This is a genomic window from Stenotrophomonas sp. 704A1 (assembly GCF_030549525.1).
Taxonomy (GTDB): Bacteria; Pseudomonadota; Gammaproteobacteria; order Xanthomonadales; family Xanthomonadaceae; genus Stenotrophomonas; species Stenotrophomonas tuberculopleuritidis.
In genome coordinates this window covers 4,224,793-4,242,275 of sequence record NZ_CP130831.1, presented here as the reverse complement: position 1 = coordinate 4,242,275, position 17,483 = coordinate 4,224,793, and the positions used below count along the sequence as shown (strand labels likewise).

The 17,483-nt window shown below is 68.4% G+C and carries 16 protein-coding genes; 11 read left to right on the top strand and 5 right to left on the bottom strand.

The genetic code is table 11. The features are described from left to right. Positions 1-449 precede the first annotated feature (449 nt). The 4 genes from ftsE to ung are packed head-to-tail and all read left to right on the top strand — an operon-like array spanning position 450 to position 3,659. Positions 450-1,136, top strand: a complete 687-nt coding sequence (gene ftsE / locus Q5Z10_RS19375) for a cell division ATP-binding protein FtsE (protein ID WP_303636975.1) — start codon at positions 450-452, stop codon at positions 1,134-1,136. A gap of 2 nt (positions 1,137-1,138) precedes the next feature. Continuing rightward, positions 1,139-2,086: a permease-like cell division protein FtsX gene (ftsX, locus tag Q5Z10_RS19370; protein ID WP_303636974.1), complete on the top strand. Its 948-nt coding sequence runs from the start codon at positions 1,139-1,141 to the stop codon at positions 2,084-2,086. Positions 2,087-2,093: 7 nt separating this feature from the next. Continuing rightward, positions 2,094-2,936: a response regulator gene (locus tag Q5Z10_RS19365; protein ID WP_303636973.1), complete on the top strand. Its 843-nt coding sequence runs from the start codon at positions 2,094-2,096 to the stop codon at positions 2,934-2,936. Positions 2,937-2,945: 9 nt separating this feature from the next. Continuing rightward, positions 2,946-3,659 carry a uracil-DNA glycosylase gene (gene ung / locus Q5Z10_RS19360; RefSeq protein ID WP_303636972.1) on the top strand — a complete coding sequence of 238 codons (714 nt, stop codon included), beginning with the start codon at positions 2,946-2,948 and terminating at the stop codon, positions 3,657-3,659. 36 nt (positions 3,660-3,695) lie between these two features. Here ung and Q5Z10_RS19355 read toward each other — a convergent pair whose 3' ends face one another. The 3 genes from Q5Z10_RS19355 to Q5Z10_RS19345 form a co-directional block, all read right to left on the bottom strand. Then, complete coding sequence (locus tag Q5Z10_RS19355) at positions 3,696-5,231, bottom strand: serine hydrolase domain-containing protein (RefSeq protein WP_303636971.1); 1,536 nt, start codon at positions 5,229-5,231, stop codon at positions 3,696-3,698. A 127-nt stretch (positions 5,232-5,358) separates the two neighbouring features. After that, the gene (locus Q5Z10_RS19350; protein WP_303636970.1) at positions 5,359-6,888 is read right to left on the bottom strand and encodes a M56 family metallopeptidase; all 1,530 of its coding nucleotides are present in this window, start codon (positions 6,886-6,888) and stop codon (positions 5,359-5,361) included. Then, positions 6,885-7,277: a BlaI/MecI/CopY family transcriptional regulator gene (locus Q5Z10_RS19345; RefSeq protein ID WP_303636969.1), complete on the bottom strand. Its 393-nt coding sequence runs from the start codon at positions 7,275-7,277 to the stop codon at positions 6,885-6,887. The genes Q5Z10_RS19350 and Q5Z10_RS19345 overlap by 4 nt, the downstream gene beginning before the upstream one ends. Before the next feature lie 358 nt (positions 7,278-7,635). Between Q5Z10_RS19345 and rpoH the strand changes: the two genes are divergently transcribed. Continuing rightward, positions 7,636-8,511, top strand: a complete 876-nt coding sequence (rpoH, locus tag Q5Z10_RS19340; RefSeq protein WP_303636968.1) for an RNA polymerase sigma factor RpoH — start codon at positions 7,636-7,638, stop codon at positions 8,509-8,511. Positions 8,512-8,597: 86 nt separating this feature from the next. Here the strand turns inward: rpoH and purD are convergent, their stop codons facing one another. Together purD and purH are read right to left on the bottom strand one after the other, a co-directional pair. Next, complete coding sequence (purD, locus tag Q5Z10_RS19335; protein ID WP_303636967.1) at positions 8,598-9,881, bottom strand: phosphoribosylamine--glycine ligase; 1,284 nt, start codon at positions 9,879-9,881, stop codon at positions 8,598-8,600. 61 nt (positions 9,882-9,942) lie between these two features. After that, on the bottom strand, positions 9,943-11,526 hold the full coding sequence (purH, locus tag Q5Z10_RS19330; protein WP_303636966.1) for a bifunctional phosphoribosylaminoimidazolecarboxamide formyltransferase/IMP cyclohydrolase: 1,584 nt from the start codon (positions 11,524-11,526) through the stop codon (positions 9,943-9,945). 158 nt (positions 11,527-11,684) lie between these two features. On the opposite strand from purH, the gene Q5Z10_RS19325 reads away from it, so the two are divergent. From Q5Z10_RS19325 to Q5Z10_RS19300, 6 genes are read left to right on the top strand one after another with little or no spacing between them, the layout of a single operon-like run. Beyond that, positions 11,685-12,302: a CDP-alcohol phosphatidyltransferase family protein gene (locus Q5Z10_RS19325; protein ID WP_303636965.1), complete on the top strand. Its 618-nt coding sequence runs from the start codon at positions 11,685-11,687 to the stop codon at positions 12,300-12,302. A gap of 24 nt (positions 12,303-12,326) precedes the next feature. Further along, positions 12,327-14,078, top strand: coding sequence for a bifunctional alpha/beta hydrolase/class I SAM-dependent methyltransferase (locus Q5Z10_RS19320; protein WP_303636964.1), 1,752 nt, complete (start codon positions 12,327-12,329; stop codon positions 14,076-14,078). After that, entirely contained in the window at positions 14,078-15,412 is a 1,335-nt protein-coding gene (locus Q5Z10_RS19315; protein ID WP_303636963.1) for a phosphatase PAP2/dual specificity phosphatase family protein, read from the top strand. Before Q5Z10_RS19320 ends, Q5Z10_RS19315 begins: the two co-directional genes overlap by 1 nt. Next, positions 15,409-15,846 (top strand): hypothetical protein, encoded by a 438-nt coding sequence (locus Q5Z10_RS19310; RefSeq protein ID WP_303636962.1) that lies wholly within the window; start codon positions 15,409-15,411, stop codon positions 15,844-15,846. Before Q5Z10_RS19315 ends, Q5Z10_RS19310 begins: the two co-directional genes overlap by 4 nt. A 12-nt stretch (positions 15,847-15,858) precedes the next feature. After that, a complete protein-coding gene (locus Q5Z10_RS19305; RefSeq protein ID WP_303636961.1) occupies positions 15,859-16,488 on the top strand; it encodes a lysophospholipid acyltransferase family protein in 630 nt (209 codons plus the stop codon). After that, positions 16,485-17,477, top strand: coding sequence for a phosphatidate cytidylyltransferase (locus Q5Z10_RS19300; protein WP_303636960.1), 993 nt, complete (start codon positions 16,485-16,487; stop codon positions 17,475-17,477). The genes Q5Z10_RS19305 and Q5Z10_RS19300 overlap by 4 nt, the downstream gene beginning before the upstream one ends. Positions 17,478-17,483: the final 6 nt, after the last annotated feature.

Genomic DNA, 17,483 nt, shown 5'->3' with positions numbered 1-17,483 from the left:
GGTAGCGCCGGGCCACGCCCGGCGAGCGCAGCGGCCTCCCTCAGGCACCGCGATCCCGGACGGTGTGCGCCAGGCATGGCCAGGCGCTACCAAAGCGCCACATCCGCGGGTAGCGCCGGGCCATGCCCGGCGAGCGCAGCGGCCTCCCTCAGGCACCGCGATCCCGGACGGTGTGCGCCAGGCATGGCCAGGCGCTACCACAGCGCGACCGATCAGCGGGTAGCGCCGGGCCACGCCCGGCGAGCGCAGCGGTCTCCCTCAGGCACCGCGATCCCGGACGGTGTGCGCCAGGCATGGCCAGGCGCTACCAAAGCGCCACATCCGCAGGTAGCGCCGAGCCATGCCCGGCGAGCGCAGCGGCCTCCCTCAGGCGCCGCGATCCCGGACGGTGTGCGCCAGGCATGGCCAGGCGCTATCGATCCGTCGCGCCGGTCCTGCATAATCGGGGCATGAGTGTCCTGCGCTTCGACAATGTCAGCAAACAGTACGCCGGTGGCCACGAAGCGCTGATCGATGTCAGCTTCGAGGTCGCGCCGGGCGAAATGTTGTTCGTGACCGGCCACTCCGGTGCGGGCAAGAGCACCCTGCTCAAGTTGATCCACCTGGACGAGCGGCCCAGCCGCGGTGCGGTGGTATTCGACGAGCGCAACCTGCTGAAGGTGCGTGGCGGCGATGTCCCGCGCCATCGCCGCGCGGTGGGCGCGGTCTACCAGGACCATCGCCTGCTGATGGACCGCTCGATCGCCGAGAACGTGGCGTTGCCGCTGATCCTGCGCGGCACCCGCCGCGGCGATATCAGCAAGCGCGTGCGCTCGGTGCTGGAGCGCATGGGCCTGGGCCATCGCGAGAAGGCGTTGCCCTCGCAGCTGTCGGCCGGCGAGCAGCAGCGCGTCGGCATCGCCCGCGCGATTGTCGGCGAACCCAAGCTGCTGGTGGCCGACGAACCGACCGGCAATCTCGACCCGACCCTGGCGGCGGAGATCATGGCGCTGTTTGCCGAACTGCCGGCGCGTGGCACCGGGGTGCTGGTGGTCAGCCATGACCTGCCGCTGCTGCGGCGCATGCGCAAGCGCGTGCTGATCCTCGACCACGGCCGGCTGGTGGACGACATCTCGCCGCAGGATCTGGCGGAGTAACCATGGCCAAGAACGAAAACACCGAAGCCGCCGCGCCGTCGCGCCTGGGCGTGTGGTTCCAGCATCACGTGCACAGCGTGGTGTTCAGCCTGGGCCGTGCCTGCCGCAAGCCCTGGGCCACGCTGTTGACCGTGGTGGTCATGGCGCTGGCGCTGGCCTTGCCGCTGGGCCTGTCGATCGCGCTGGACAACCTCAAGCAGTTTGCCGGCAGCGTGCAGCAGTCGCGCGACATCAATGTGTTCCTGAAGGCGGATGTCGATGGCCCGGCCGCGCTGCGCCTGGCCGGCGAGCTGCGCGACCGTGACGATGTCGCCAGCGTCACCGTGCGCACGCCCGAGCAGGGCCTGGAAGAACTGCGCCAGGCCGGGCTGGGCGAGGCGATCGATGCCCTCAATGACAATCCTCTGCCCTCGCTGCTGGTGATCACCCCGGGGCAGGGCAAGGACGATGCGCGGTTGGCGCGCTCGCTGGAAAGCCTGCCGGGCGCTGATCTGGTCCAGCACGATGCGCTGTGGCGCCAGCGCCTGGATGCCTGGCTGGCATTCGGTGCGCGGCTGGTCCAGGTGCTGTCGGTGCTGCTGGGCGCCGGCGCGGCGCTGGTGGTGGGCAACACCGTGCGCCTGGACATCCAGGCCCGGCGCGAGGAAATCGGCGTGCTGCAGCTGCTGGGTGCCAGCGATGGCTTCATCCGCCGCCCGTTCCTGTACCTGGGGGCCTGGTATGGCGTGGGCGCCGGCGCGGTCGCGCTGGGCCTGATCGGCATCGCCGGCGCGGCCCTGCGCGCGCCGCTGGCCGAACTGTCGCGCAGCTATGGCAGCCCGTTCATCCTCCACGGCCTGGACCTGCTGCACGGCAGCCTGGTCCTGCTCGGTACCCTGCTGCTGGGCTGGCTGGGTGCCTGGCTGGTGACCGGCCACTTCCTCCGCCAGACCCGACCGACCGACACCTGAGACCGGCATGCAACCGCAAGCGCTGAAGCACCTGCAAGGACCCGCAACGCGGGTGATGGTGGTCGATGGGTCGAAGCTGGTCCGCAAGCTGATTGCCGATCTGCTGCAGCGCGACCTGCCGGGTGTGGAGGTGATCGGCTGCGACAGCATCGAGGACGCGCAGCACGCGCTGGCGCAGGGCCCCGTCGACCTGGTCACCACGTCGCTGACGCTGCGCGATGGCGACGGCCTGGCGCTGGCGCGGATGGTCCGCGAAGCCGCCGGCCAGGCCTACGTCCCGGTGATCGTGGTGTCCGGCGATGCGCAGCAGCATCTGGAGCAGCGCCGCTTCACCGAGTACGTCACCGACTACTTCGACAAGGCGCTGGGCCACGAGGCACTGGCGACCTTCATCCGTGGCTACGTGCAGCCGCAGACCATACCCGGCGCGACCATCCTCTATATCGAGGACAGTCGCGTGGTGGCCGAGGCCACCAAGCGCATGCTGGAACGCCAGCAGTTGAACGTGCTGCACGTGGTCAGCGCCGAAGAAGCGTTCACCCTGCTCACCGCCGAATCGCTGGGCCGCAGCCGCCACCGCATCGACCTGGTGCTGACCGACGTCACCCTGAAGGGCGAATTGAGCGGCCGCGACGTGGTGCAGCGCGTGCGCGTGGACTTCGGCTACGGCAAGCGTCGCCTGCCGGTGCTGGTGATGACCGGCGATGGCAATCCGCACAACCAGACCGGGCTGCTGCAGGCCGGTGCCAACGACCTGGTGCTCAAGCCCATCGAAGAACGGCTGCTGGTCACCAAGGTGCTGTTCCAGCTGCGGCTGGCCCGATTGAATGATGGACCGGTGTTGAGATGACGTGGTGCGATGATCGATGAAGTGACCGAGACCCCGGCGATCCAGCTGGAACCGAGCTGGAAGCAGCGTGTGGGCGAGTACCTGCTGCAGCCGCAGATGCGTGAACTGTCGGCGTTCCTGCGCCAGCGCAAGGCCGCTGGTGCGGCGGTGTTCCCGCCCGGCCCGCAGATCTTTGCCGCCTTCGATGCCACGCCGTTCGAGCAGGTGAAGGTGGTGATCCTCGGCCAGGACCCGTACCACGGCCGCGGCCAGGCCCATGGCCTGAGTTTCTCGGTGCAGCCGGGCGTGCCGGTGCCGCCGTCGCTGTTGAACATCTACAAGGAGATCGAAGGCGATCTCGGCCTGCCGCGTCCGGACCACGGCTGCCTGATGCCCTGGGCGCAGCGCGGCGTGCTGCTGCTCAATGCAGTGCTGACGGTGGAGGAGGGCAAGGCCGGCGCCCATCAGGGGCGTGGCTGGGAGGGCTTCACCGACCACGTGGTGGATGTGCTCAACCGCGAACGCGAAGGCCTGGTGTTCATGCTCTGGGGGGCCTACGCGCAGCAGAAGGGCAAGGTCATCGATACCGGCCGCCACCGCGTGCTGAAGTCGCCCCATCCGTCGCCGCTGTCGGCCCATCGGGGCTTTCTCGGCTGCCGTCATTTCTCCATGGCCAACGAGTATCTGCAGCGCCGCGGCCAGGCGCCGATCGACTGGTCGCTGCCGCCGCGCTCGGCGCTCTGATCCGGCCGGCCGAAGGCCGCCGCCGTCAGTGAGGGATCAGCGGTCCGCGGGCGGGCTGGCGTCGGTGCGTCGATAGTAGGCACGCGCGCCATCGGCGATCACGCTCAGCGCCTGCACCGTGCCGTCGCCACCACGGTGGAACAGCAGTTCCGCGCCCGCGTTGACCGCCAGGAAGCGGACCGGCGTCAAGGGCTGCAACGCTATCGGCCGGTCACGCCCGGGCAGACGCAGCTGCAGCCCGCCCTCGGCGGTCTCCACGTCGAGCGTGTCCGCGTCGAACCAGTCGGCCAGGCCACTACGGACCTCCATGGGCAGGGCGTCGTCGAGCAGGAAGCGGCCATTGAAGCGCGGGTAGCTGTCGGCCAGCAGCGCCGGATCCAGCGTGCGGATGACCGGCTTGGCGTTGTGCCCGAGCGCGTCGGACAGCGCATTGCGGATCTCTCCGCGCAGTGCCGGGCCGTTGTCACCGTTGGTCAGGATGACGAACCCATCGCCACTCTCCGGATAGCCTTCGATGCCGGCGTGATAGCTGTCATTGCTGCCATTGTGGAAGAAGCGGCGAGCGGCACCGGAACCGGCCAGCTCCGGGCCCAGGCCGCGACCGGCCGGTGCCACTTCGCTGACCATCTGCAGGGCCAGCGGCTGCGGCAGCCATCCATCGCTGCTGCGGATGCTGCGCAGAAGCGCGGCCACGAACAGGCCCATATCGTGGGCGCTGGTCCACAGGCCGGACGCCGCCTGTTCGGGAAAGCTCTGCCAGCCGCGCGGCAGCGCCTGTGGCTGGCCCTTGTTGTCGTGCGCATGGGCAACGTTGCCATAGTCGGCGGGCAGCGGGTTCCGGTAGGTACTGCGGGACATGCCCAGTGGAGCGAACACCTCGCGCTGTGCGACGTCGGCAAACGAACTGCCGGTCAGGTCTTCGATCGCCAGCTGCACCACCGTATAGCCGCCGCCGGAATAGTCGACCTGCTGGCCTGGGGCGTGGATCAGTCGTACCGGTTCGTTCTTCGCCGGTGGCCGCCCTTCGAGTGTCTGCAGCAAGGTCGGCAGGCGCTCGTCCGGCAGGTAGTCCTGGAAACCATGCACGTTGAAGCCGGCGGTGTGCGAGAGCAGCGTGCGCAGATTGACCGTGGGCCGCCTTCCCTGTGCATCGACAGGCACGTGCCAGCGACGCAGGCGGCGGTCGATGTCTTCTTCAAGCGTGACCTGGCCGGTGGCGACCAGCTTCAGGGCGGTCGCTGCGGCGCCCATCTTGCTGACCGAGCCTACCGAGAACACGGTATCGGCATCCACCGCATCGCCGGTTCCGGCCTGGCGGCGCCCGTACCCGGCGGCGTACACCACCTCGCCATTGCGGATTACCGCAACGGCGGCGCCCGGCACCTTGTAGTGGGCGAGGCGTTCCTGGATCGACCACTGCGGCACCGCTGCACCCAGCGCTGCGGTGCTGGGGCGCAGGCCATGGGCCATTGCGCGGGCGAACCGCGCACTGTCTTCGCCCCCGGCATCCATGGCCATTGCGTGGAAGGGGGCCAGGGTGGCCAGCAATGAACACAGCACCAGGCGTTTCATGATCGACATCCTTGCAGGAGAGAAAAGGAGAACGGCATTGATGCAGGCGTTGCCGCGCACGCAGGCGCGTCCGGTCGTTGTCGGTGGAACGGAATGTTCGCCGCGAAGGACGCGGCGCGGTGCAGGCTCAGCGTCGTTCGCGGCGGGCGCCCTGCGCCAGCAGGTAATCGCGGACGGCAGCGTTGCCAGCCTGGTTCAGCGGCGTTCGCCAGCGGCCCAGCCAGCCATCGGCTTCCACCCCCAGGTTGATCTCGGCACCGTGCGCGAGCAGGTAGCGCACGGTGGCCAGATGGCCTGCGCGTGACGCGTTGATCAACGGTGTCTCGTCGTAGGTCACGACCCGATTGACGTCGGCACCGGCCTGTACCAGTCGCTCGACAATGGGTTGCAGGCCCAGCGCGGACGCCACGATCAGCGGATTGCCTTCGCCCAGTGCAGCGCGGTCAGGATCGGCGCCCAGCTGCAGCAGGGTGTCGACCATCGCCGGATCGCGTGCACGGATGGCCTGGATCAGCGCGGTGCCCTCGCCGAGCGCGCGTGCATCGAGATCGACGCCGGCCGCCGCCAGCGCCCGCACCTGCGCGACGTCATGCGTGCTGGCAGCCCGCAGCAACTGGCTGACCCGCGCATCGGAGGAGAAGGCGGCCGGTGCAGGGGGCAGTCGTGGTGCGATGGCAACTGCAGTGCTGGTACAGGCCAGCAGGAGCAGCAGGCCGAGCAGCAGCCGGCTGCGCCGCCGCGGTACGGGAGGCGTGGCGTCCACCAGCTGGTCGATGCGTTGCGCGAGCTGGCTGCGCGCACTGAACATGCCCAATGCCAGGGTCGGCGGTGCCTCGCGAAGGGCCTGCAGCTGCTCGATGCTGGCCAGCAGCGAGCTGGCATAGTCCAGCGGTTCGCGCGACTGCCTTGCCGCCCGCGCATCACAGGCCATCTCGCGCAGCACCGCCAGGCGCGCCTGGGCGAGGTGCAGCAGCGGATTCCACCAGAACAGCGCCAGCCCTGCCCGCAGTACCGTGCTTGCCCACAGGTCGCGACGCTGCAGGTGGGCCAGCTCATGGCGGACGATGTCGCGCAGCACGCGGTCATCCAGTCGTGCCAGCAGGGGCCGCGGCAGCACGATCTGCGGGCGCAGCAGGCCGACGACCATCGGTCCATCGATGGCGCAGGTGGCGATCGGCACATGGTCGGGCACGACGCCGGCCAGCGCGGCGCGCAGCTCGGCCGATGCCGGTTGTGCCAACCGCAGCAGCCGGCGGGCCTGCAGCACCGCATCGAGCAGGCGCATGCCCAGCCACAGGGTGCCCAGCAGCCACAGCGCCGCCAGCAGCGTCGGCAGCGCCTTCGGCAGTTCCAGGTAATAGATGTCCGGTTGCCGTCCTGCCTCGTAGATGGCCTCCGCCGCGGTGGCCCCTTCGCCGGGCATCGGGTGCAGTGCGGGAGCGGACGGTGCCGGGGTCGGCAGCGTGGTGGGCCAGCCGGGCAGGAACGCACTGAGCGGCAGCAGCAGGGCGACCGCGATCGCAGCGGTCAACAGCCACGAGCGTTGTTCGGTGCTGAGCGCCCGCCGTCGTGACAGCCACAGCGCCGGCAGCAGGACCGCTGCAGACAACAGCAACTGGCGAGCGCCCAGCGCCATTGCCAGGTCGATGATGTTCATTGCTTCCTCCCGGCCCTGGCGTCGCTGATGCGCTGCTGCAGCGCCTGCAGTTCGTTGCGGTCGATTTCCTGCTCGTCCACCAGGTGCTGTGCCAGCACGTTCGGCGAACCATCGAAGAACTGATGCAGCAGATGCTCCAGCGCCTGCCGGCGGGCCTGCTCGCGGCTGAGCGTGGCGTGGTAGATGTAGGCGCGCCCCTCCTGCCGGTGGCTGACGAAGCCTTTCCGGGTCAGCACGTTGAACATGGTTAGCACGGTGGTGTACGCGACCGGCTTGTGTTCGCCGAGCATGTCGGCCACGTCGCGTACGGAGGCCTCGCCCTTGTCCCAGAGGATGTCCAGGATTGCCTGCTCGGCCGGTGTGGGGGTCTGGGAGACGGGACGGGCCATGGGCATCTACGAATGAATTAGTTGATGCATCGGAGCATGGCCATGGCGCAGTGTCAACGGGTTCTTTAGTAGTGGCAGGCGGGCCAGCAGGGCGCTGCGACTGAACGTCCGGCAACCCCCGGCACCCTGAACAGGCAGCTTCACCGGCCCATTCAGCTCCGCTTGACCGGATCCGGCTGTATCTGCGTGGGTAATTGATTGAATTCCAAGGGATTGTGAATCCCGAAATGGGTGCTCGCCACTGTCATCAAATCGCGCTACGGTAGGGCACTGTTTGGGACCAGTGTTGCACCAATAGGACGCTGGAACTTTTTCCTCCTTTAGCAGTCCAAATCCCGGACTGCTAAGATGGGTGCCTATGAGCCAGAACACCTCTACTGCCCTTGTGGCAAACAATCTCCCGATTCCCAGTGCGCTCGGTTCGCTGGACGCCTACATCGGTGCCGTGCACCAGATCCCGGTGCTGTCGGTCGATGACGAACAGGACCTGGCCCGTCGCTTCCGCGACGGCAACGATCTGGACGCCGCCCGCGAGCTGGTGCATTCGCACCTGCGCTTCGTGGTGCACGTGGCCCGCGGCTACAACGGCTACGGGCTTGCGCTGGGCGACCTGATCCAGGAAGGCAACATCGGCCTGATGAAGGCGGTCAAGCGCTTCGACCCGGACATGGGCGTGCGCCTGGTTTCCTTCGCCGTGCACTGGATCCGTGCCGAGATGCACGAGTTCATCCTGAAGAACTGGCGCATCGTGAAGGTCGCCACCACCAAGGCGCAGCGCAAGCTGTTCTTCAACCTGCGCAAGTCGAAGACGCGCCTGGGCTGGATGAACGCGGCCGAAGTCAGCGCGGTGGCCAAGGACCTGAACGTGTCCGAGCGCGAGGTCATGGAAATGGAGTCGCGCCTGTCCGGTCGCGATATCGGTTTCGATGCGCCGACCGACGAGGACAACGACCATGCACCGCCGTCGCCGGCCGCGTACCTGGTCGCCAACGACGAAGACCCGTCGATGGCGTACGAGCGCGAGGACAGCGAAGACAACCAGATGCAGCTGCTGCGTGAAGGCCTGGCGGAACTGGATGCGCGTTCGCGCGACATCATCCGCCGGCGTTGGCTGGATGCGGACAGCAAGGTGACGCTGCAGGAACTGGCTGACGAGTACGGCGTGTCGGCCGAGCGCATCCGCCAGGTTGAAGCCAATGCACTGAAGAAGATGAAGGCGCTGTTCACCGCATAAGCGGGAAGGCGTTGGAATGAAGAAAGGCCCGGCAATGCCGGGCCTTTCTTGTTTGCGGTGTTCATCCATGCATGGCGTGGATCTACTTATCCCTCGCGTGCGATCGCGCGCCAGCCGATGTCGTTGCGGTGGAACGCGTTGGCCCAGGTGACCCCGGCCACGCCGGCGTAGGCGTTGGCCTGCGCGTCGCGCACGCTGTCGCCCAGCGCAGCCACGCACAGCACGCGGCCGCCGGCGCTGACCACCTGGCCCTGCGCGTCCAGCGCGGTGCCGGCATGGAACACCTTGGCACTGGCCGGCACGTCGTCCAGGCCGGAAATCACCTCACCGGTGATCGGTGCCTCCGGGTAGGGCCTGGCGGCCAGCACCACGCCCAGCGACGGGCGCGGGTCCCACTGTGCCTGCACCTGGTCCAGGCGGCCGTCGATGGCCGCTTCCACCAGTTCGACCAGGTCCGACTGCAGGCGCAGCATCACCGGCTGGGTTTCCGGGTCGCCGAAGCGCACGTTGAACTCGATCACCTTCGGCGCGCCGCTGGCATCGATCATCAAGCCGGCGTAGAGGAAGCCGGTGAACGGGATGCCGTCGGCGATCATGCCCTGCACGGTCGGATTCACCACCTCGCGCATCACGCGCGCGTGCACCTCCGGGGTGACCACCGGGGCGGGCGAGTACGCACCCATGCCGCCGGTGTTCGGGCCGGTGTCGCCGTCGCCGACGCGCTTGTGGTCCTGCGAGGTGGCCATCGGCAGTGCGTGCACGCCGTCCACCATCGAGATGAAGCTGGCTTCCTCGCCATCGAGGAATTCCTCGATGACCACGCGCGCACCGGCATCACCGAAGGCGTTGCCCGAAAGCATGTCACGCACCGCGTCTTCGGCCTCGGCCCGGGTCATCGCCACGATCACGCCCTTGCCGGCAGCCAGGCCATCGGCCTTGACCACGATCGGCGCGCCCTTCTCGTTGATGTAGGCCAGCGCCGCGTCCACCTCGGTATGCACGGCGTAGAACGCGGTGGGGATGTTGTGGCGGGCCAGGAAGTCCTTGGCGTAGGCCTTGCTGCCTTCCAGCTGCGCAGCGGCGGCGGTCGGTCCGAAGATGCGCAGGCCGGCAGCGCGGAAGCGGTCGACCACCCCGGCCACCAGCGGCACTTCCGGGCCGACCACGGTCAGCGCCGCGCCTTCGGCCTGGGCCAGTGCCAGCAGGCCGTCGATGTCGGTGACCTTGACCGCCACGTTGCGGCACTTGTCCTCGTTGGCGGTACCGGCATTGCCGGGCGCGACGATCACTTCGGTGACACGGGAGGACTGGGCCAGCTTCCAGGCCAGGGCATGTTCGCGGCCGCCGGAGCCGATGACGAGGATCTTCATGGGGCAGGGTTCTCGGATGCAGAAAAGAAAAGCCGGGCAGGGCCCGGCTTGGTGGTGCGGATCAGTGGCGGAAGTGGCGCACGCCGGTGAACACCATGGCCAGGCCATGTTCGTCGGCGGCGGCGATCACTTCGGCATCGCGCATCGAACCGCCCGGCTGGATGACCGCCTTGATGCCGGCGGCAGCGGCGGCATCGATGCCGTCGCGGAACGGGAAGAACGCATCGGAGGCCATCACCGAACCTTCCACCACCAGGTTGGCGTCGGCGGCCTTGATGCCGGCGATGCGGGCCGAGTACACGCGGCTCATCTGCCCGGCGCCCACGCCGATCGTGCGGTTGTCCTTCGCATAGACGATCGCATTGGACTTCACGAACTTGGCCACCTTCCAGGCGAACAGCAGGTCGGTGAACTGCTTGTCGGTCGGTGCCAGCTTGCTGACCACCGTCAGTTCGTCGCGGGTCATGCCGCGGTTGTCCGACGACTGCAGCAGCAGGCCTGAGCCGACGCGCTTGGTGTCGACGTTGTTCAGTCCGTCGCCGAGCGGAATGCGCAGCACGCGCACGTTGGCCTTCTTCTGCGCGTACTCCAGCGCGGCCGGCTCGTAGTCCGGGGCGATCAGCACTTCGACGAACTGGCGGTCCAGGATCACCTGTGCGGTGGCGGCGTCCAGCGGCGTGTTGAAGGCGATGATGCCGCCGAAGGCGCTGGTCGGGTCGGTGGCGTAGGCCAGTTCGTAGGCATCGCCATTGCCGGCACCGACGGCCACGCCGCAGGGGTTGGCGTGCTTGACGATGACACACGCCGGCGCGTCGAACTGGCGCACGCATTCCCACGCGGCATCGGCATCGGCCAGGTTGTTGTAGCTCAGTTCCTTGCCCTGCAGCTGCTGGAAGGTGGCCAGGGTGCCCGGCACCGGGTACAGGTCGCGGTAGAACGCGCCGCTCTGGTGCGGGTTCTCGCCGTAGCGCAGGTCCATCACCTTCACGAAGCTGGAATTCATCTGCGCCGGGTACTCGGCGCGCACCGGCACCGCCGCGTCGGTGGCGGTGACCGCCGACAGGTAGTTGCTGATGGCGGCGTCGTACTGGGCGACGCGGTTGAACGCAGCCACCGAGAAGGCGAAGCGGGTGCTGGCCGACAGCTGGCCGTTGTTGGCCTCCAGCGAGGCCAGCAGCTCGGCGTACTGCGACGGGTCGGTGGCCACCGCCACGCGGGCGAAGTTCTTGGCCGCCGAACGCAGCATGGCCGGACCGCCGATGTCGATGTTCTCCACCGCGTCGGCCAGGGTGCAGTCGGCCCTGGCGGTGACCGATTCGAACGGATACAGGTTCAGCACCAGCAGGTCGATGGCACCGATGCCGTGCTCGGCCATCACCGCGTCATCCAGCCCCGAACGGCCGAGCAGGCCGCCGTGCACCATCGGGTGCAGGGTCTTGACCCGGCCATCCATCATTTCCGGGAAACCGGTGACGTCGGCCACGTCCTTCACGGCCAGGCCGGCATCGCGGATCGCCTTGGCGGTGCCGCCGGTGGACAGCAGCTCCACGCCACGTGCGGCCAGCGCAGTGGCCAGCTCGACCAGGCCGGTCTTGTCGGAAACGGAGAGGAGGGCCCGACGGACGGGCAACAGATCAGCAGTCATGGGGACAGGGCAATCGGCAGCGGAGCGGGGCCGATATTGTAGTTCGTGGGGGCCGGTGGCGGGCGCTGCCGGGGCCAATCGCCGCCAGCGGCACGCCGGGCTGGGCACGCCATGGGGTAGGCTATGCCGGAACTGCCAGGGAGCTGCGGGTTCAGATCGTGTCGATCTATGCATTGAAAGGACGTTTCCAGGACCTGTTGCGTCCGGCCGTACGCGGGCTTTACCGCATGGGCATCACCGCCAACACGGTGACTGTGGTTGCTGCGGCGGTCTCGCTGCTGGTGGCCGCGGCCGTGTGGTGCTGCGCGCCGGCACACCCCCTGCTGTACCTGCTGCTGCCGCTGTGGATGCTGCTGCGCATGGCGCTCAACGCGGTCGACGGCATGCTGGCCCGTGAGTTCGGCCAGCAATCACGGCTGGGCGCCTATCTGAACGAGCTGTGCGATGTGGTTGCCGATGCGGCGCTGTACCTGAGCCTGCTCAGCGTGCCGGGCGTGCGCCCGGAGGCGCTGTGGCTGCTGGCCTGGACGGCGGCGCTGAGCGAGTACGCCGGCGTACTGGGGCTGATGGTCGGTGCCAGCCGCCGCTATGACGGCCCGATGGGCAAGAGTGACCGTGCCTTCGTGATCGGCGTGCTGGGCCTGCTGCTGGCCTTCGGCTGGGTGGGGGCCCTCACGGTGACGTGGGTGGCAGGCGTGGCCGCGCTGCTGTGCGCGGTGACGCTGTTCAACCGGGTGCGCCGGGGCCTTCAGGAATCGGCGGTTTCACCGCAGTAAACACCACGACAATACGGAGATTGCATGCGTCAGGCGCAGGAACGGGAATTCCACAGCTTCGACCAGGTACCGCTGTTCTACCGGTACTGGGCGAGCACGACGGGCAGCACGGCCAGCAAGGCCATCGTGCTGCTGCATCGCGGCCACGAACATTCCGGCCGGGTCACCCACCTGGTCGATGAGCTGGACCTGCCCGATACCGCCTTCTTCGCGTGGGACGCGCGTGGCAATGGCCGCTCGCCCGGTGCGCGCGGCGATGCTCCCGGTTTCCCGGCGCTGGTGCGTGACCTCGACAGTTTCATCGCCCATATCGGCGCCGAGCACGGCATCGCGGTGGAAGACATCGTGGTCATCGCGCAGAGCGTGGGCGCGGTGGTTGCCGCCATCTGGGTGCACGACTATGCGCCGCGCCTGCGCGCGCTGGTGATGGCCTCGCCGGCGTTCAAGGTGAAGCTGTACGTGCCGTTCGCGCGCGCTGGCCTGGCCCTGATGCAGAAGCTGCGCGGCAATTTCTTCGTCAACAGCTACGTCAAGCCGCAGTGGTTGACCCATGATCCGGCGCGGGTGCAGAGCTACCGCACCGATCCGCTGATCACCCGGCCGATTTCGGTGCGCGTGCTGCTGGGCCTGTACGAGGCGGCCGACCGCGTCGTGGCCGATGCGCAGGCGATCAGCGTGCCGGTGCAGCTGCTGGTGTCCGGTTCGGATTTCGTCGTGCACCGCGGCCCGCAGGACCGCTTCTACGAACGCCTGTCCAGCCCGATCAAGGAGCGTGTGCACCTGCCGGGCTTTTTCCACGACACCCTGGGCGAGCGTGACCGCGCGCCGGCACTGGCGCGCATCCGCAGCTTTATCCAGGCACGTTTCGCCGAACCACTGCGCGAACTGTCGCGCCGCGATGCGCACCGCCACGGGCCGACCTTCGAAGAATCGGAGATTCTGTCGTGGCCGCCCGAACGCAACAGCCTGGCCGACCTGCGCTGGCGCTTCGTGCGCGGCGGCCTGCGTTTCGGTGGCACGCTGTCCGAGGGCATCGCGCTGGGCCTGCAGACCGGTTTCGATTCGGGCAGCACGCTGGATTACATCTACCGCGATGAGGCGCGTGGCAAGGGCCCGCTCGGCCGGATGGTGGACCGCAACTACCTGGATGCGATCGGCTGGCGCGGCATCCGCGTGCGTGGTCAGCACCTGCAGGAGCTGCTGCGCGATGCCGCCCAGCGCCTGCGCGGGCAGGGCACGCCGGTGCGTGTGCTGGACGTCGCCGCCGGCCATGGCCGCTACGTGCTGGAAGCACTGGGCCAGGGCGCGCAGCGTGCCGACCACATCGTGCTGCGCGACTTCAGCGATCTCAACGTCACCCAGGGCCGGGCCCTGATCGAGCGCCTGGGTGCGGCCGATATCGCGCGTTTCGAGCAGGGCGATGCGTTTGATCCGGCGCAGCTGGCACAGGTGGACCCGGCGCCGACGCTGGCGGTGGTATCGGGCCTGTACGAACTGTTCCCGGACAACGATGCCGTGCTGCGCTCGCTGCAGGGCATCGCCGCCACCGTGCCGGAGGGCGGCTACCTGGCCTACACCGGGCAGCCCTGGCACCCGCAGCTGGAGTTCATCGCGCGCGCATTGACCAGCCATCGTGGCGGTGCGGCATGGGTGATGCGTCGCCGCACCCAGCAGGAAATGGATGAGCTGGTGCGCCTGGCCGGGTTCGAGAAGGTGGCCCAGCGCATCGATGCGTTCGGCATCTTCACGGTGTCGCTGGCCCGCCGGATCGCGTGATGGCGACGCTGCTGGCCACTGCGGCACCCAGCGAGGCGCGCCCCTGGCGGCGTGCCCTGCTGTGGCTGGCCCTGCTCGGGCCGTTCTTCTTCGCCAGCTACGGCTTTGCCAACTGGATGGCCGGCCGCCAGGCCGAGCTGCCGGTGATGGCCTTCGGCTGGGAAACGCACATTCCCTTCGTGGCGTGGACGATCGTGCCGTACTGGTCGATCGATCTGTTCTATGCGATCTCGTTCTTCCTGTGCCGGCGTCAGCGGGAGCTGGACCGGCATGCGTTGCGCCTGCTCAGTGCGCAGCTGATCTCGGTGGCCTGCTTCCTGCTGTGGCCGCTGCGTTTCAGTTTCCAGCGGCCGCAGATCGAAGGCGTGTTCGGCTGGCTGTTCGACGTGCTGCTGGGCTTCGACAAACCGTTCAACCAGGCGCCCTCGCTGCACATCGTGCTGCTGATCGTGCTGTGGGTGAAGTTCGCGCAGTACGTGCACGGCGGCTGGCGCGTCGTGCTGCATGCATGGGCGGCACTGATCGGCATTTCGGTGCTGACCACCTTCCAGCATCACTTCATCGACATTCCGACCGGGCTGCTGGTCGGGTGGCTGTGCGTCTGGCTGTGGCCGGAGCAGGGCACGCCGCCGCTGCGCGCCTGGCGCCGCGTGCGCGACCTGAAGCGCTGGCGGCTGGCCGCCTTATACCTGCTGGGGGCCGGTCTGTTGCTGATGCCGGCGGTGCTGGTGGGCGGGGCGGCCCTGTGGCTGCTGTGGCCGGTGCTGTCACTGCTGCTGGTGGCGCTGGCCTATGCCGGGCTGGGCATGGCGGTATTCCAGAAGCGCGCCGATGGGCGACTGACCATGGCCGCGCGCTGGCTGCTGGCACCGTACCTGGCCGCGGCCTGGATCAATTCGCGGCTGTGGACGCGCAGTGCGCCGCAGCCGGTGGAAGTGGCCGGCGGCGTGTGGCTGGGCCGCATTACCTGCGGCGCGCTGCCCGCTCCGTTGCGTGGCGTGGTCGATGCCTGCGCCGAGCTGTCCTGCCACGCGCCGGGCGCGGCCTATGCCAGCGTACCGATGCTGGACCTGGTGGTGCCTGCACCGGCGCAGCTGGCCGAGGCCGCCGATGCCATCGAAGCCCTGAGTGCGCAGGGCCCGCTGCTGGTGTGTTGCGCGCTGGGCTATTCGCGCAGTGCGGCCAGTGTCGCCACCTGGCTGCTGCGCACCGGCCGGGCATGCAGCGCCGCCGAGGCGGTGGCGCGGGTGCGTGCCGCACGGCCGTCCATCGTCCTGCATGACGTTCATCTACAGGCCATCGCGGCCGCCGCCGCACGGGAGCGCACTGCATGAGCACCACTGCCGATCTGCCGATGATGCACCTGCTGCTGCGCCAGGGCCGGCTCCCCGCCGCGCTGTCACTGGGCCTGCTGCTGGTGGCGTTGTTGCTGCTGGGCATCGAGCCCGGCCTGGCGATGTTCGCCGCCGGCCTGCTGCTGCTGAGCGTGGCAGTGGGCGTGGTGCAGGCGTACTACGCGGTTCGTGTGCAGCTGGATGCCAGCCTGCTGCAGCTGCTGCTGCGGGAAGACCTTCAGGGCGAAGCCGCGGCCGAGCGGGTCGACACCGCCCTGCACACTGCCGGCCTGCGCCGCCGTGATGCGCAGGCGCCGGTGCGCGGTTGGGACGTACGCTGGATCGGCATGCGCCGCCTGCTGGTGCGCCAGTACGTCGCCACCCTGCTGCAGTTTGCTGCGCTGCTGCTGGCTGTGCTGTGGCCGCAGACCTGACCGGAGGTGCCGATGCTGGCTGAACTGATCGCCCGCGCCTGCAGTGGCGCGATCCATGTGGTGACCGGTGCGCGCGCGCTGTGGATCGGCTGTGCGCCGTCCAGCGAGCACCGCGTGTACTACGGCAACCACGCCAGCCATGGCGATTTCGTGCTGATCTGGTCGTCGATGCCGCCGGCGCTGCGTCGCCAGGTGCGGCCCGTCGCCGCCGCCGAATACTGGCAGGGCGATGCGCTGCGCCGTTATCTGATCGATGCGGTGTTCAACGGCGTGCTGGTCGAGCGCGACGCTGCGCGGCGCCAGCAGGATCCGCTGCAGGGGCTGCGCGATGCGGTGGACGAGGGATGCTCGTTGATCCTGTTCCCGGAAGGCACGCGCAATATCGGCGAGGAACCGCTGCTGCCGTTCAAGAGTGGCATCTACCACCTGGCGCGGCAGCGTCCGGAACTGGAGTTCGTACCGGTGTGGATCGACAACCTGAAGCGGGTAATGCCCAAGGGGCGTTTCCTGCCACTGCCGCTGCTGTGCACGGCGACCTTCGGCACGCCGCTGCGCCTGCAGGCCGATGAGGACAAGGCCGCGTTCCTCGCGCGCAGCCGCCAGGCGCTGCTGGACCTGGCACCGAACGGAGGCCGGGCATGAGCTTCGTGCTGGATGTATCCGGCGACCTGGCCACGCAGAGCGTGGGCCAGCAGACCGGCCTGCTGTTTGCCGGCGTCGGCGCGGTGCTGGTGCTGGCCACGCTGGTATCGGAGACGCTGCGCTGGCGCCAGCGCGACAACCCCAGCGCGGTCATCGCCAACCTGGTCTCGCGCATCCGCGCGTGGTGGGTGATGGCCATCGTAGTGGGCGGTGCGCTCCTGTTCGGCCGTGTTGGCGTGATCGTGCTGTTCGCGATCATCTCGCTGTTCGCCCTGCGCGAATTCATCACCCTGGCGCCCACGCGCTCGGGCGATTACTACGCACTGCTGGCCGCGTTCTACATCGTGCTGCCGTGGCAGTACTACCTGGTGTGGATCGACTGGTATGGCATGTACACGCTGCTGATTCCCGTCTACGCCTTCCTGTTCCTGCCCATCCTGGCCACCATCGGCGGTGACACCACGCACTATCTGGAGCGCACGGCGAAGGTGCAGTGGGGCCTGATGATCTGCGTGTTCTGCATCTCGCATGTGCCGTTGCTGCTGAACCTGCGCGTGCCGGGCTACGACCCTGCACGCAACGTGCTGTTGTTTGCGTTCCTGGTGATCGTGGTGCAGTCCTCGGACGTGCTGCAGTACATCTGGGGCAAGCTGCTGGGCCGGCGCCTGATCGCACCGAAGCTGTCACCATCGAAGACGGTGGAAGGCTTTGTCGGTGGGGTGCTCTGCGCCAGCGCGCTGGGCGCGGCGCTGTGGTGGATCACCCCGTTCACGCCGTTGCAGGCGTTCGGGCTGTCGCTGCTGATCAACCTGATGGGCTTCTGGGGCGGCCTGGTGATGTCGGCGATCAAGCGCGACCGCGGCATCAAGGACTGGGGCCACATGATCGAGGGCCACGGCGGCATGCTCGACCGGCTGGATTCGGTGTGTTTCGCGGCACCGGTGTTCTTCCATGTGGTGCGCTATTACTGGAAGGCGGGCGGCGGGTAACGGACC